The 15,115-nt window shown below is 59.9% G+C and carries 10 protein-coding genes and 5 pseudogenes; 9 read left to right on the forward strand and 6 right to left on the reverse strand.

Features of this window, described 5'->3' with window-relative positions; all coding sequences use genetic code 11:
- Positions 1-706 precede the first annotated feature (706 nt).
- Positions 707-1,126 carry an aspartate 1-decarboxylase gene (panD, locus tag NKI38_RS29620; RefSeq protein ID WP_352663948.1) on the forward strand — a complete coding sequence of 140 codons (420 nt, stop codon included), beginning with the start codon at positions 707-709 and terminating at the stop codon, positions 1,124-1,126.
- Positions 1,127-1,284: 158 nt separating this feature from the next.
- Positions 1,285-1,426, forward strand: a pseudogene (locus NKI38_RS33590) (IS110 family RNA-guided transposase); the annotation flags it as partial.
- A gap of 139 nt (positions 1,427-1,565) precedes the next feature.
- Here NKI38_RS33590 and NKI38_RS29625 read toward each other — a convergent pair.
- Entirely contained in the window at positions 1,566-2,765 is a 1,200-nt protein-coding gene (locus NKI38_RS29625) for an IS256 family transposase (protein WP_352663950.1), read from the reverse strand.
- A 456-nt stretch (positions 2,766-3,221) separates the two neighbouring features.
- Here NKI38_RS29625 and NKI38_RS29630 point away from each other — a divergent pair.
- Positions 3,222-3,437, forward strand: a pseudogene (locus NKI38_RS29630) (transposase); the annotation flags it as partial.
- A 384-nt stretch (positions 3,438-3,821) separates the two neighbouring features.
- Complete coding sequence (locus NKI38_RS29635; RefSeq protein ID WP_352663952.1) at positions 3,822-5,042, forward strand: ATP-grasp domain-containing protein; 1,221 nt, start codon at positions 3,822-3,824, stop codon at positions 5,040-5,042.
- Positions 5,043-5,253: 211 nt separating this feature from the next.
- Here the strand turns inward: NKI38_RS29635 and NKI38_RS29640 are convergent.
- Positions 5,254-5,738: pseudogene (locus NKI38_RS29640) on the reverse strand (IS91 family transposase); the annotation flags it as partial.
- Positions 5,736-5,810 (reverse strand): annotated as a pseudogene (locus NKI38_RS33595) (uroporphyrinogen decarboxylase family protein); the annotation flags it as partial. The pseudogenes NKI38_RS33595 and NKI38_RS29640, both read right to left, overlap by 3 nt.
- A gap of 967 nt (positions 5,811-6,777) precedes the next feature.
- Between NKI38_RS33595 and NKI38_RS29650 the strand changes: the two are divergent.
- Positions 6,778-7,662 carry a TauD/TfdA dioxygenase family protein gene (locus tag NKI38_RS29650; protein WP_352663954.1) on the forward strand — a complete coding sequence of 295 codons (885 nt, stop codon included), beginning with the start codon at positions 6,778-6,780 and terminating at the stop codon, positions 7,660-7,662.
- A gap of 448 nt (positions 7,663-8,110) precedes the next feature.
- Here the strand turns inward: NKI38_RS29650 and NKI38_RS29655 are convergent, their stop codons facing one another.
- The 3 genes from NKI38_RS29655 to NKI38_RS29665 all read right to left on the reverse strand — a co-directional run bounded on the left by NKI38_RS29655 (position 8,111) and on the right by NKI38_RS29665 (position 11,730).
- Positions 8,111-8,284: a hypothetical protein gene (locus tag NKI38_RS29655; protein ID WP_352663956.1), complete on the reverse strand. Its 174-nt coding sequence runs from the start codon at positions 8,282-8,284 to the stop codon at positions 8,111-8,113.
- A gap of 489 nt (positions 8,285-8,773) precedes the next feature.
- A complete protein-coding gene (locus NKI38_RS29660; protein ID WP_352663978.1) occupies positions 8,774-9,415 on the reverse strand; it encodes an OmpW/AlkL family protein in 642 nt (213 codons plus the stop codon).
- A gap of 227 nt (positions 9,416-9,642) precedes the next feature.
- A complete protein-coding gene (locus NKI38_RS29665; protein ID WP_352663958.1) occupies positions 9,643-11,730 on the reverse strand; it encodes a prolyl oligopeptidase family serine peptidase in 2,088 nt (695 codons plus the stop codon).
- A 294-nt stretch (positions 11,731-12,024) separates the two neighbouring features.
- On the opposite strand from NKI38_RS29665, the gene NKI38_RS29670 reads away from it, so the two are divergent.
- The 4 genes and pseudogenes from NKI38_RS29670 (at position 12,025) to NKI38_RS29685 (ending at position 15,000) form a co-directional block, all read left to right on the forward strand.
- A complete protein-coding gene (locus NKI38_RS29670; protein WP_352663960.1) occupies positions 12,025-12,351 on the forward strand; it encodes a hypothetical protein in 327 nt (108 codons plus the stop codon).
- A 101-nt stretch (positions 12,352-12,452) separates the two neighbouring features.
- Positions 12,453-13,065, forward strand: a pseudogene (locus NKI38_RS29675) (transposase); the annotation flags it as partial.
- 658 nt (positions 13,066-13,723) lie between these two features.
- Positions 13,724-14,080 (forward strand): hypothetical protein, encoded by a 357-nt coding sequence (locus NKI38_RS29680; RefSeq protein WP_352663961.1) that lies wholly within the window; start codon positions 13,724-13,726, stop codon positions 14,078-14,080.
- Between the two features lie 770 nt (positions 14,081-14,850).
- Positions 14,851-15,000 carry an iron-sulfur cluster assembly accessory protein gene (locus NKI38_RS29685; RefSeq protein WP_156934530.1) on the forward strand — a complete coding sequence of 50 codons (150 nt, stop codon included), beginning with the start codon at positions 14,851-14,853 and terminating at the stop codon, positions 14,998-15,000.
- The last annotated feature ends 115 nt before the right edge of the window (positions 15,001-15,115 follow it).

A 15,115-nucleotide genomic window follows, 5' to 3' on the forward strand; every position in this document is an offset into this window, starting at 1 on the left:
GAGCCTAAGCTATGCCGATCCAGCTACCGCTAAGTGGAGGAAGTGTTGGTCAAACTCGCACACTCGGCATAATTTGGCTGTCGGCATAAACCGCGAAACTCAAGGGCGTCGACCCGTGCGCCTACCTCGCCGCTTCATCACCCGCATCGTCGCAGGCGATCCGCAAAGCGAGCTCGACGACCTGCTGCCCTGGGCCTATGCCCCCGCCGCTCAAGGCCGTGGCCTAAGAACAGCGGTTACCCTTCTGCCGCGATCAGCCCAAACTCACCAAGCAATCCACGCACAGCGTTGATCTATGTTGTTCGTTGCCGAACCAGCAAGGAACGAGATCGATGCAAAGCGAGTCGAGTCTTGATTGGGACGAAGCCCCGTAGGGGCGTTTACATCGTGGGCGACAAGCCCGATCGACTTTGAAGGTGAGCCGCTCGAAGCATCATAGCGCTTTGTCGAGTTCGCGACACGGCTTGCTGAACCAATCTCCGGTTGCCTCAGGCTAAATGGTGGAAACGACGCTCATAAAGTTACTTATGGCTCAATGAGTCCGATTGGCACGAAGTTTGCGGAGCCGTTGCTGACGATCGGGCACTAATGGCCACATTGGAATCGATCGAAAGGAACTTTTCAGCCGGGCGTTGGGTCTTACGACAAGAAAGCAAAAGCCAAGAATCTACAGCGCCTATTCCAAAACACAAATGAGGTCAGGAAAATGAGAAAAATCATTGCGGCAAAGCTTCATGGTATTACGGTGAGCGACGCGGATTTGAACTACCGCGGTTCGATTACGCTGGATCCGGATCATTGCGACGAGGCGGGCATTTTTCCGCTGGAATTCGTTGAGATTTGGAACAAGGCTTCAGGGGCGCGAATCAGCACGTACGTCATTTACGGAGAGAGGGGCTCTCGTTGCTGTGTGTTGAACGGAGCCGCTGCTCGCACCTGCCAAATCGGAGATGAGTTAATCGTTTGCTCCTCTGCCTATGTTGAGGAGCATCAGATCGCAGAGATCAAGCCACGAGTGCTGATGTTTAACCGGGACAATACTGTACGCGAACGCATGATCTACGACGCTAGCACTAAGGAGGATAAAACGATGACGTTCGCGGTCCGCGAAGATCGTGTTCCCTGACGCGGTGTAGCAGGCCGCGTTGGTCGCCGTGCTGCCGGCAGCGCCGAACTGATCAGCATGGCACTCTGCTGCAAACTGGCTTGGGAATGACTGATGGTCTCAGGGGTCATATAGCGGGGCCGGTTGGGTTCTGTCGCCCTACGTCGGCCGGGTGATTCCCGATGCAGGTGAAGGCGATCGTTCATGCCAAGGATGAAGACCGACAAGATCGATGCCGGCGTTCTGGCGCAGCTCCATGCCAGCGGCTTTCTGCACGCACCACCGCCATGGCAAACTGCGGCCGACCCCTTCCAGTCCCGTGCGGGTCATGTCGACTCGTCCGTGATGGCGCAGCCGGCCGTCTTCCCAAACTGCCACGACCGCAAAGGTGGATCGTGTCCCGCGGCGTGGTGTAGCTGGCGGCATTAGTCGCCGTGCTCTCCGGCATGGGCCGGGCTGATCAGCGCGCCACGGCTGGCAGGCTGATCAGGGGATCATCGCTCATCTGGCTGATCGTTTCCAGAGTCATATATCTGGCCCGCTGCACTGCCCATTCATCGTTCTGTTCGAGCAGGATTGCGCCGACGAGGCGCACGATCGCATCGTCGTTCGGGAAGATTCCGACGACCTCGGTGCGCCGCTTGATCTTGCCGTTGAGACGTTCGATCGGATTCGTCGAGTGGAGCTTGGCGCGATGTTCCTTGGGGAAGGTCATGTAGGCCAGCACGTCGGGCTCGGCGTCGTCCATGATTGTCGCCAGCTTCGGCATCTTCGGCCGGATCTGGTCGGCGACGGCGCGCCATTGTACGGACGCGGCCTCGGGCGTTTCCTGGGCGAAAGCGGTGGCGATGAAGGCTGAGACGACCCTGCGGCCGCTCTTGCCGGCATGGGCCAGCACGTTCCTCATGAAGTGGACGCGGCACCTCTGCCATGTCGCGCACAGCACCTTGGTGACGGCCGCCTTGAGGCCTTCGTGAGCATCGGAGACGACGAGCTTGACGCCGCGCAGGCCGCGACGTGTCAGCTTGCGCAGGAACTCTGTCCAGATCGGCTCGGCCTCCGAGGTGCCAATCTCCATGCCCAGTACCTCGCGCCGGCCGTCCGCGTTGGCGCCGACGGCGATGATAACGGCGACCGAGACGATCCGCCCACCGCGGCGGACCTTCAGGTAAGTGGCGTCGATCCACAGGTATGGCCAATCGCCCTCGATCGGCCGCTCGAGGAAGGCCTTCACCTTCCCGTCGATCTCCTCGCACAGCCGCGAGACCTGGCTCTTGGATATGCCACTCATACCCATGGCCTTGACCAGGTCGTCAACCGACCGGGTCGAGATGCCTTGCACATAAGCTTCCTGGATGACGGCAGTTAGCGCCTTCTCGGCCACGCGGCGCGGTTCGAGGAAACCTGGGAAGTAGGTTCCCTTCCTGAGCTTCGGGATGCGCAGCTCGATCGTGCCGGCCCGCGTCTCCCAGTCCCGGTCGCGGTAGCCATTGCGCTGGGCGAGCCGCAGCGGGTTCTTCTCGCCATAGCTGGCGCCGGTGGCCGCGCCCACCTCCATTTCCATCAGTCGCTCGGCGGCAAAGCCGATCATCTCCCGCAGCAGATCGGCATCCGGGGTCTTCTCCACGAGCGTGCGCAGGTTCATCATGTCGTCGGTCATCGGTGGTCCTTCCGACTTGGGTTGGCGTCAACAACCAAACCCAACCGGAAAGCGCCGATGACCACCCACACGCCGCTCGCTCGCTACAGCGCTACTAACGGCGCGCTCGCTCGCTACAGCGCTACTAACGGCGCGCTCGTGAGCGGCTTCGCTACCGCCGAGCTACACCACCTGATGGGACACGACCCAAAGGTGGATGTCCATTCCAATCACACGTCTCATCGGGCTCCCTCCTCAGACAGTCGGGAGCCGGCGGGCGACGCGACACCACGGATCCGCGCTCTCGGCGCAGCCGGGCAGGTCGCAGGGGCGGCCAGCTACTAACGCGAGCTCGCAGCTCATCGAATACATCGGCCTGCCCGCACTTAGCGTGCTCCCGGTGCCCCTGTCCCGGATGGTCGCGCCATACGCCGAAAACCGTTCATCTCCAGCGGGGATCGGATGGCATCCGTCATGATCATACCGGTTACAAACGCCATCGAGGCGCTGAACTCAAAGCTGCGGCGGGCCTTGCGAACGCGCGGTCACTTTCCCAATGGCGACGCCGCAATGAAGCTGCTATATTTGGTTCTCAACCACGCCGCCATGAATGGAAACGAGCCCCGCGTCGAGTGATTCGAGGTCGGGACACAATTCGCCGTCGTCTTCGGCGAAAGGTTCGTCAGCCAATGACGACAATCGGCTTCACGCACAAGATTCCTGACAGTCCCCCGGCGCATCCTTCCACTGCAAACCATTGGATCACATTAGAAGAGGCCGCTGCGTCATCGGTACCCCGTGCGACAGCGGAAAATGCGGCCAGCGCCATGTGGCGCTCGCTCAGCAGAAACTAATCACCCATAACGACCTCGTTCGACGGAGACCGTGAATCACATCTCGGACGAAATTAATAGGTCCTGAGCCTAGCCAGGATTCAGATAAATTCACAGAAGCTTTACGACTGCAAATCTCTGACGACGGTATGTTCACTCACGTCTGAGGTCGGGTCCGCCGAAAAAGCTGATGCCGATTCACCTCGATCACCGCACAGCACGAAAACGTCGGAGGAATTAGCTAATGGCAAGAAGAGCGCTTATCCTGCTTGAGGGCGCAAGTAATAGCCCGCTATACAATGATGCGGCTCGGCGTCTCGATCTTCATCCAATTACCCTGTCGGCTGATCCAGCCCTGTTCGACTACCTCGCGGCACTAGGAATTGAGGCCATCCGTGTCGACAAAGACGATGTGGATGCGCTGATCCGCGAATGTATCCGTCTGCGTTCGACCTATGACATAGCTGGCATTACCAGCGCCCAGGAATCTGTCTATGCGGTGGTTGGCAAGCTCTGCCGGTACTTTGATCTTCCTGGACCGAACCCCACAGCGATCGAACGGTGTTGCGACAAATTTATTCAACGTCAGGTCCTCGCGGAGGCTGGCTTTCCGATACCTGCCTATCGTCTGGCAGCGAATGCGACGGAGGTTGAACGCTCTACTGCGGAGATCGGGCTCCCGGTAATTCTTAAGCCGGCCGTCGGCATCGGCAGCAGCGGTGTCCGATTGTGCCGCAACGTCGATGAGTTAGCCGAACATACGATCTATCTGCTCGGAGGCAAGCATATATGGCGGTCATCACCGAGAATACTGGTGGAACAATTCGCACAAGGCCCACAGTATAACCTTGAAATCATGGGCAGCGAAATCATTGGTATTGCCGATGCTGACTATAGCCCACCGCATTTCGTCTGTCGCGGGCATTTCTATCCGGCCCAGCTGAGTGATGAAGAGTATAGGCGTGTTGCCGATGTCTCGCTGAGCTGTTTGAAAGCTCTCGGCCTCGGTTGGGGGCCAGCGAACATTGAACTTAGGTGGACGAACCATGGCCCCGTTGTCATTGAAGTCAATCCGCGTCTTGCGGGTTCGCCTGTTTCCGACATGGTTCAGCTGGCTTACGGTATCGATCTCATCACGGAGCACATCAAGCTCGTCATTGGCGACGAATGGGATTTGCGCAAAAGGCATTTGCACACTGCGGCCGCGCGGTACCTAATTCCCGAATACGATGGCACTCTCGATTGGATCGATGGCGCGAGTCGCGCGGCTGCCGTATCAGGTGTCGCGGAGGTAAAATTGTACGTTGAACCCAAGACGGCGATCATCAGGAAAGGCCATTCTGGAGACCGCATCGCCCATGTCATCGCCACTTCGCCCAACCGTGCTCGGACCGAGGCGGTACTTCAGCGTGCGGTCGGCTTAATCGATTGGTCTATCGCAGCATTTCCCGTCCAGGGCGAATAGCAATAATCTGCGGCTTCTTGCCTCCGGACTGATGAAGAGAAAAAGGGGTGAAGAGCAGTCCATCGCGATGCTGTGAGCATGAGGCGGGCCAGCACCTCTATCGATATTGAATTCGCCTCGCGACAGGCCAGGCACCGGATCAGGGAATTGGAGCAGAAAGTCGGGCCACAGCAGCTCGATCTCGCTTTTTTTCGAGAAGCCTTGCGGCGGGCTTACAGGCGACCCATCGATCACCGTCGGCAGAAAGGCCGCCGCTTGGGACGACGCAATGGAGATGCGGATGCTCAAGCAGGTTCTGCCCCCAGGGGCGCAGCACGGCGAAGAAGCCGATCTCGGCGCCCAGGTGCTTGGGATCGGCAGCAATGGTGCGCAGGGTCTCGGCGGCGGCACGGGAGAGCAGGCCGACAAGCGCCTTGTTCTCATAGGCGATGGCGCCAATGTCGCCGGGCAGCGTGAAGACGACGTGAAAGTATTGCGTGTCAAGGAGCCCGGCGCGACCATCCTCCAGCCATTGCGCGCGGGCGAGCGACTGGCACTTCGGGCAATGGCGATCGCGGCAGCGGTTGAACGCAATGCGGCTATGCCGCGGTGATCGCACGCTTCGACATACCCTCCGAGCGCGGCGATCCGGCACAGTTCGATCGCCGTCATGACGCGGCGCTGGGCGGTCGACAGCGACGCATCATGCTGCTCGATCGAGGCATCGAAGCCGAAGCGCTCGATCGGCTGCAAGGTCACTTCTACGGCGAGGTCGGGATCATAGATGAGACTCGCGCAGTTCAGCCGTCATCTGCGGCCTGATGCCGAACCAGTGCCCGAAGCCGGGCGAACTTCCCGACGAGACAACACTCATCGGCTTCTGTGGCGCAGCAGCGGCCCGCGCCCCTCTTCGAACCGGACGTCGCGGCCAAGCGGCTTCGCCGTAATAGCGGAAGGATCGGCTGATGGACTTCAGCATGGCCAGCAGCTTGTCGCGAGCCCGGAAGCGACCCGGCTTGAGCGACGGCGGCGCCATGGCGGCAAGTGCGTCGGATATACGGGTCTCAGACGGCGCAGCCAGAAAAGCCAGCGCATTCGCTGGACGGAGTTCAAGAGCCTGGCGCCGCGCTTCCCTATGCCAACTCCGCGCATCACTCGAACTTGGGCCAAGCACGCATATGACGCAGGTACCCCCGGGAAGAGTCGGGCGCGGGAAATCCGCCCGCCCGGATCTGTGAAAGCCCAATGCCTGCGCTACTCGACCACGCTCCCATGACATCAGCCGAGACGTCGCGCCGATCTCGCCCAGGTGAGATCCACCCATCAGGAGTGGTAGGATGCGGTGCAACTGGAGACACGATAACACTACCCCAGGCGAACAGGAGACAACAGTATGCAAGCCATACCATCGAGTTCGAGCCCGCGAGAGCCTCTGCCGTGATGCCCGATCCAAGGATATCCACCACAGAATTTTGGACTACTTGCAAAGCGCCGGGTTGGCACGCTTCTTCTGAGAAAAAATCAGCCTCGATCATCGATTCCCACAGCGCATTAGGGCAGGCGGAGATTTGAAGTACAACATCGGAAGAGTGTCACTGATTGAGAATGTTGGACCGTTGTCCGGTCCCCAGAGTGACGTTCTATAAGGCGCGCAAGATCTCCGGTAATCGTAGCAAGTCGTCCATTGGATCTTACAATGCCGCCTATGCTTTGTTTCACGTTTGATAGATTTGCATTGAAAAAGGAGAACGCCGCTATGAGTGAAATGGATTTCGACAATTTTATTCCACGTACCGATGTTATTAAATGCACAGCGCGCATCGGGGCTGAAATCAGGAACATCAAGTTGTCGGCCGATTTGCCGGACCAAGCCATCGCTGCGATAAACAGCCTGGTGCTTGAGCACAAGGTCATCTTCTTCCGCGACCAGGGTCATCTCGACGACGCTGGGCAGGAGCGTTTTGCTCTGCGATTCGGGAAGCCCTCGCCGTATCCGGAGGGAACGACGCCGATTTTCGACATTGATTCCGCACGTGGCGATATCGGGGCTTACGTTTGGCATATCGATTGGTCCTGCATGGATGCCTATCCCAAGATCGCGGTGCTGCGAGGCGTTGTGATCCCGCCAGTCGGCGGCGACACCGTCTGGTCAAACACCGCGGCCGTATATCTCGACTTACCGTTGCCGCTGAAACGGCTCGCCGACGAACTCTGGGCTGTTCACAGCTTCCCCGGATCTTATCTCAGGTCTTCTACAGAGCCCCATACTGGACCGATCATCGAGACAGAGCATCCAGTCGTACGCGTCCACCCCGAGACCGGCGAGCGCACGCTTGTGCTCGGCGTTTATGTAGCGCGTTTCGTTGGCGTATCCAAATACGACGGCCAGAGGCTATTCGATCTATTTGAGTCTCATGTCGCCGCCCAGGAAAACACGGTGCGCTGGAAGTGGAAGCAGGGTGATATCGCTATCTGGGACAATCGAGCAACGATGCATTGTGCGACTAAGGATTGCGGCGACCAACGCCGCGTCGTTCGTCGCGCAACCATCGAGGGCGAGGTGCCCGTCAGTGTCGACGGCCGGCACAGTGTTGCGCGATCTAAATTTATCCAGCCGGTGCCGGCGGCAAAGGTCGTTTAGACCGTAATTTTAGGGTGATGGTGGCCCGCCGCCGCCCGGGGTGGCTCTGGATAGGTCGGAGCCCCACCTCGAGACGCGGGCCAAACGCCATTCGGCAAACTCGTAATCCTCCGGTGGAAGACCGGCCAGGGTCGGGCGCTCGACGGTCCCGAAGAGCTGCCGGCGACTGACGCCAGCCGGCGCATGACGTGGTCGTTGATGCGATCGAGTGCCTGGGCAATGGCGGCATTAGCCTCAGCCAGTGAGACGAAGTCTGGTTGCGCAGACGGCCCAGAATCCAGGATTGGGCAAAACGCACTCCATTTTCGACTTTCGATTTATCCCGTGGGTGTTTGGGCCATTCCGGAAGAACACCCAACGCCATAAGTGGACATCGTGCCGTAGCTGAGGTTGATCTCGGGATCGTAGAAGCTGGGGCGACTGACGCCCGACTTCAGATTGTCGGGAATTATGAGTCTGGTAACGCCCTGGAAAAACCAAAACATCCGGACATGCGAGCCAATCCAGTCGGGGAGCGTTTGGTGGCCTCGGCAAAGGTGTAGCTGGACGCACCCAGCACCGCCACGAAGATCTCCACCTCGCGGATCTCGCCGCTCTTGCGGTCGACAATCGGGATCTTCACGCCAGATTTGCTCTACGAATACCTTGTCGCCGGTGGCGTGCTCCTGATGCATTGTCGGCGACAGGTCGTTGCTAAAATCCCACGGAAGCAGAAGATCGCGCCGGTGAACGGTTAGGTGGCGCGCCACCTAGCCGTTCCTCTGCATCGGGCGAGATTTTGTGGCGGAGACGTCCCGGCGCCAGCCGGGGTCTGCCACACAATCTCACCCGATGCATAGCTCTGAGATGACGTCCGGGAGACTGATGCCGGGCATTCCATCAACAATACCCAACAGCCATCCTGGTCCGAAGCGCATCTAAGCACCTCGATTTCAGGCGTTGGTCGAGCCCGCATTGATCACGGGGTACCCTTTTGGTCCGCTGGAGAGCGCGGCCGCCCCTCGACAACGGGTTCTTCAGGTGTCGCCCGTTCAGGGCCGACGGAAAAAGGGCGCACAAGGCGCGCCCTTCATTTCGATCGGCTATCAGCAGCCGCCTTCACCTTTCATTGTTAGAAGCGGTAGGTGACACCTGCGCCTATCAACCAGGGATCGAGGTCCGCCTTCCCCGTCAGCTTCGCGCCGTCGACCGTGACGTCGAAGTCTGGCTTTAGGAAAACCTTCTTCACGTCGAAGTTGACGCCCCAGTGCTGATCCACCATGTAGTCGAACCCGACCTGCAGCGCGGTGCCGAACGTGTTCTTAACATGGAGAGCATCTGCACTGCCGACGTCCTGGTTATAAAAGATCGTGTAGTTCACGCCGGCACCGACATAGGGCTTGAATGCGCCGAAATTGGTAAAATGATACTGCAATGTGAGCGTGGGCGGCAGCAGCCAAACCTTGCCGACATTGCCCAGCGCGCCGATCGCTCCTTGGCCATCGATGTTGGCATAGGTGGTGCCGAGGATAAGCTCGGTGGCGATGTTGTCGGTGAAGAAATAGGAGATATCGAATTCCGGCGTTACCGTATCCGAATAGGAAAGACCGGAGCCGGGCACCGCATTGACGTAGCCCGAATCCTCAGTGACGATCCTCAACGCACGCAGGCGGATCTGCCATGGGCTGGGCCGTTCCGGGACCGAGGCTCCTGCCTGCGAGACGCTCGGGGCTTGCACAAGGTCGGCCGCAACGGCTTGCTGTCCCACCACCATGAGGACCACGGCCACTATTGCTCCCCGCGCCACGCCCGTTTGCTTTCTCGCCATGATATTCTCTCCTTGCTCTTCAGAAATGATGGATTGCACTATGAAAAACCCTGTTGGAATTGCTTGAGATTAACGGAGCATCTACGTGAAACTGTGCACACATATTTGCACCGTGCTCGCGATCGGAAATCTGTACTCACTATTGAAAAGTTGCTCGTGTTGCCCCCGGTCACCTATCTGATATCGACTTGCCAGCCGATCGCACTGCGAAGGAAATTGGTGCCCAAGGCAATGAATGCGGCCCGCTCCCGATTGTTCTTGCCGTAGCCGTGCCCGCCCGCGCCGGGCTCGTAGAAGTAGGCGGGATAGCCAAGAGCCTGCAGCTTTGCACCCATCTTGCGCGCGTGGCCCGGATGGACGCGGTCGTCTCGCTTCCTGGTGGCAAGCAGGATCGGCGGATAGGGCTGTCCTGGTGTCGCGGCGTGATAGGCGGAGATTTCCTTTAGGAAAATCCATTCCTCCGGCTTGTCGGGATCGCCATATTCGTCAATCCAGCTCGCGCCCGCCAAAAGCTTGGTGTAGCCGCGCATATCGATAAGCGGGACTGTGCAGAACAGCGCGCCGAAACGTTCAGGATAGCGGGTAAGCATATTGGCGATCAGAAGGCCGCCATTTGAGCCGCCCTGGGCGGCAATCCGCCTCGGCAGCGTAATGCCTCTTCGCACGAGGTCGGCGGCAACGGCGGCGAAATCGTCATGGGCGAGACGCTTGCCCGCCCTGCGCCCCGCCTCGTGCCAACGGGTTCCGAACTCGCCGCCGCCCCGGATGTTCGCCACCACGCACGTGCCGCCGCGTTCGAGCCACAGTTTGCCTAGCGAGGAGTTGTAGTGGGGCACGACCGATTTGCCGTACCCGCCGTAGGCGGTGAGGTGAACCGGGGCATCCCCGTTCCCATTCGCCGGACCGACCTGCGTATAGGGGATCATCTCACCATCGGTCGAGACTGCCTCGTGGCGCGTCACCACCAGCCTGGATGCGTCGAAATTCTCCGGGTTGCGCTTCAGGATTACTGGAGCGCCGAAAGGCGCCGCGGCGTTGAGGTCTAATAGGAGAAGCTTCGGCGGCGTGATCGGGTCCTGAGCCGAAATGAGGACCTCTCCATTGGTCTCGTGACGTTCCGCATCGAACGACCAGAGGTGAACAGTCCCTTCGGCGGGCACGGTGTCCAGGGCTCGGCTCGTCCATTCCTGGCGGCCGGGGCTGAACATCTCGAAACGCGGAACGAGGTTGACGAGGCAGGAGATGATGAGCTTCCCGTCATTCCAGAAGAATGACTGCAGAGAGCGCCTGTCGCCTGGTTCAAAGAGGGCGGCAAAACTGCGCTCGCCGGCGAGGAAGGAGGAAAGCGAGATGCCGATCAGCGCGTCGGCGGCATGGGTCGTCCCTCCCACCATCCAGGGCTTGCGCGGCCTTACCGCCAGCCAGTCGCCGAATCCATTCCATCGAGCGTCCTGCGGAAGGTCGATCCGCATCTTCGGACCGCTCCTGTCGCCGACATGACCTATCATTTCGAAGAAGGCCGGCGTCTCGAAGAACCAAAGGCGCTCGGTCCCGGCGGTGCGGTCCAAATGACCAGATACGCCGAGGGATTCGGAATCGGCCTCGAAGATTACCGCTGAGGTGAGCGGATCCGCGCCACGCTTCCACAACCGAACGGTGCGCGCGTAGCCGGAGCGGGTGGCCATGCCATCACCAAGCGCGCTGGAAAGCAGAAGCCTGTGAGGGTCGAGCCATTCAATGCCGCCCTTGGCTTCCGGGAGATTGAAACCGTCGGCGACAAAGCTTAGGGACCCCAGATCGAATTCGCGATGCACGACCGCATCGCTGCCCCCGCGCGAGAGGCGTAGAACGGCTCTTTCCCGTCTCTCTGGCTCAATCGACGCGCCGCCCCAGACCCAGTCCTCTCGGTCGCTAGTGGCGACGGCGTCCAGATCGAGCAGGAGTTCCCACTGAGGATCCGCCTTCTTGTAGGCGGCAAGGGTGGTCCGGCGCCACAGTCCGCGCGGATTGCGGGCATCTTGCCAGAAATTGTAGAGGTACTGACCACGGCGCATGATCATGGGCATCTTGTCAGGACGATCGAAGATCGCTGTCAGGGCCTCACGGTCGCGATCGAACTGCGTTCCACCGAAGTGCCCCAGTGTCCTGGCCGACTGGCTGGCGGTCCAGTCAAGTGCCCGTTCGCCTTCTATATCTTCAAGCCAAAGATAGGGATCATCGTCGGGAGCATTCAGAGTTGGACGGAAATCGAACGCGGTCATGTCCGTACAACCTGAAGAATGAAAGCGCAAAGGCTTCCTTCCGCCCGGGAAAGCTCAGTGTTTGCGGCGGCCGCATGCTCGGCGAGCGTGATCATGGGATGACGTCTTCTCAGTTGGTGCGGCGCGGCAGTGCGTTTGCGCATAGGACTGCATGTGTCGTGCCAACCAGGAAAATCTTTCAGAACAATACGATCACTTTGGTAGCGCTGTGTCTTATGTCCGACATCGTCGTAGATCCGACAATGACTGCAACCGTAGGCGCCTAATCGATCTAGTGTAAGCGCGGAGCCCAGCATGAGCGAACACCTGCTCCTGGCGCCGCTCCTGGAGTCCTATTTCCGCGGGCGCCTGACCAAGCAGCGGAACGCGACTCCCGCGACCGTGGCCAGCTATCGGGACGCTTTGCGCATGCTGATCCTCTTTGCCGCCGCCCGATTGCGGAAGAAGCCGCACTCGAAGAGCTTGATCGAGACCTCGTTCTCGCTTTTCTCGACGAACTCGAGGAGAAGCGGAACAGTTCCGTCACCACGCGCAACGCCCGCTTGGCCGCGATCCGATCTTTCTTCCACCACGTCGCTGCCGCCGACCCGGCGTCCTTCGGCGTCGCCCAACGCGTGCTGACGATTCCCATCAAACGGACGCACATTGAGGTGAGGTACCACCTCACCAAGGTCGAAGTGGACACCCTCATCGCGGTGCCCGATCCAAAGACGCCCCGTGGTCGGCGCGACCGAGCCTTTCTGCTCTTCTTGGCACGGACCGGCGCCCGGGTCTCCGAAGCATCGGCGTCACGCCAGCAGTGTCGGCTCTGGCGTCCCCTCCTCGTCGCTCGACGCACGGTCCTCAACGAAATGCGGACGATCGAGAACGTGGTCAGGTCGATTCTTCGGGAGGCCGGCCTCAAGCTTGGCAGGCCAAGCCGTGGAGCCTTCGCCGATCGCGTGCGCGAGCTCATTGGTGCTGACAATATCGTCGTGGCGCTGGTCGAGCCGCTCCTGGCGACATAGCCACGATGTTGCGCGAGTTCGGGCGACTGACAGAGCAGGTTCTCGACATCGCCCGCAAGAGCAAGTCTGTCGGCGGCTGATGAGCGCGCCCGGCGTCGGGCTGATCACCGCGCTCGCCTTCCGTGCCACGATCGATCAGCCGGATCGCTTCCGGAGGGTGCGCATCTGGGCTTGACCCCGGCACGTCATCAATCCGGTGAAACCGACATTCAGGGCAAGGTCTGCCGATGCGGCGACGAACTCGCCCGCACGGCCCTCTATGAGGCGGCGCATTCGCTGCTTGTGCTCAGCAAGAAATGGTCGAGGGGCATGGGGCATGAATGTCGCCAGCAAGGCGATCTCGTTGGCAGGCTAGATCCTGGATAGATTCTCCCAACGTCGCTCAACAGATTGAAAAGCCTCGCCCTCCTGACCCCATCATGCGGCGGCCCGGCGCCGACCGCGAAGAGAAGCGAGTGACCCACGGGGCGACATCGTCCGGAAAAGACAGGAAAAGCTTGACCTCACCGACCCCAGTCAGAGAAGCCTACTATAGGTGATCTGTTTCAGGCGGCGCCTCAATCACGGCATAGAAGACGCGGGCCGCGATTTGCCGGATCTGCTCCGTAGAGTACTGCCGGCGCGCCGCCTGTCGGCGTTCAACGCGAGCAGTTCGAGGACAGGAGCCGGGTCGCGCATCCGCCGCGCCTGGCGACGCCTAGAGTGCCATTCAGTTTTTATTTCATTGTAGACACTCCAGCTGAAATGACGCTGTTGACCCTGCCGCTCTGAGCGCAGCACCCGTGGCAGGGAGCGCTTCCATCGTTCACTTCGCGGCAAAGGCTGATGGCGCCTCAGGAAGTGATGAGGGCAGCGCAAGCCTAAAACGTTTGCCTCGCGACTTCGGTCCTCGGCCCTTGACTAGTTGGCGGCGATGTACAGGGATTTCCCGAGAGCCTACGTTGACCGTGCAAAGGCCTGCAACTGCTGAGGGAGAGGAGGGACGCTTGGACGAACACGATCCCAAGGAAGAGCTGATCGAGACGATTTTTCGCAACGGTACAATCACCGTCGTCGGCATTCTGCTCGCCTTTTCGCTCGGCTTCGTCACGCATTGGGCGGCGAACCCCGTGCCATGGCGGCTCTACGACCTGTTCGCCGTTGTGCCGATCCTGGTCGGCATCACGTTGCAGTTGCGGGCGCTGTCCCTGCTACTCGACATGAGTTCGTTGCGCCGACCCATCTACGAACGCGCCAACCGCATCTTCATGGCCGGCCTTATCCTGACCGCGTGCGGCGTCGGGCTGGCCATCCTGCTCGATGTCTTCGCAATGTGGATGAAGGGCACGCTGCCCGGCGCTTGACGGCCTGTCCCTGCGCTTTGGAGCTGCCGCAATCGGCCGACGCGACGCGTCAGATCCGAGGGTTCCTAGTGCTTTCCCCCAAGCAGCGTCAGCCTTCTTCCCGAAGAACGCTTTCTCTAGATTGCATTAGCGGATGTTAGAGCGTGTCGGCTTGCCGGAAATTACGTCTCGGTGGCATAACCCGCATAGCTTTTAGGGTGTTGCCAGGAAGATCGATTCGCGGGCGTGGATGGATAAATGCATTGCGTCAGGAAGAGGCTCGGCAGGTTGCGTGCGCGCATTGCCGAACTGGAGCGCGATCTCGTGGCGTTTACACCTCAGGGGCGCCACGGCGTTTCGAAGCCGGACATGAACTTCGCAATGCGAAGTGCCGCCTGAAGCGTCTCGAGGAATGCATCGCTGAAATACCGGAGAAATGTGGCCGTTAGCGCAAGCTTCGCCGCTCTCAATCTTTGCCACGCGGTCGGCTGGTCGGCGGGGAACAGATGCCCATCGTGCGGGTACTCTGTCCGGCAGAGACGCAAGGTTCTGCACTGTCCGTTCATGAAGACTTCGTGCTGGTCTCCACAAGAGAAGTATTCTGGTGCAGAACCGATTAGCTATCGGAAAAGGCGACATCGACGTGCAAATCGGGCGCCGCAGTGAGGCGTCCCCCCAATGTCGGATTTCCGACAGGATCGTAAATCCGCCAACCCATTGTTTAATAAAATTTCCTTCTCTGGCACGGCCCATGCATGGGACTCTGCGAACGCATCAGCGAGACGTCGTCCATGATCATGCGCACCGAAAATGCCGTCGCCGCAGTGAAAACCGCGCTCTCGCCTGCCATCAAGCCGCCGAAAGGCCGGCGCGTCATGGTCGAGACAGGCGATTGCGCCGGCTTCAAACACCTTAGTGGGCCTGGAAAGCTCCTCGCGTGACGGCGAGGGGGGCATCCAGACGGGCGGAAAGGACAAACGTCGTTGCCCCACGTCGCCGGCATGACCCGTCGATTGTCACCGCGCTGGAATGCGCGGGTCTACATGCGAAGACCCG

The sequence above is a fragment of the Mesorhizobium sp. M0621 genome (assembly GCF_040320745.1).
Taxonomy (GTDB): domain Bacteria; phylum Pseudomonadota; class Alphaproteobacteria; order Rhizobiales; family Rhizobiaceae; genus Mesorhizobium.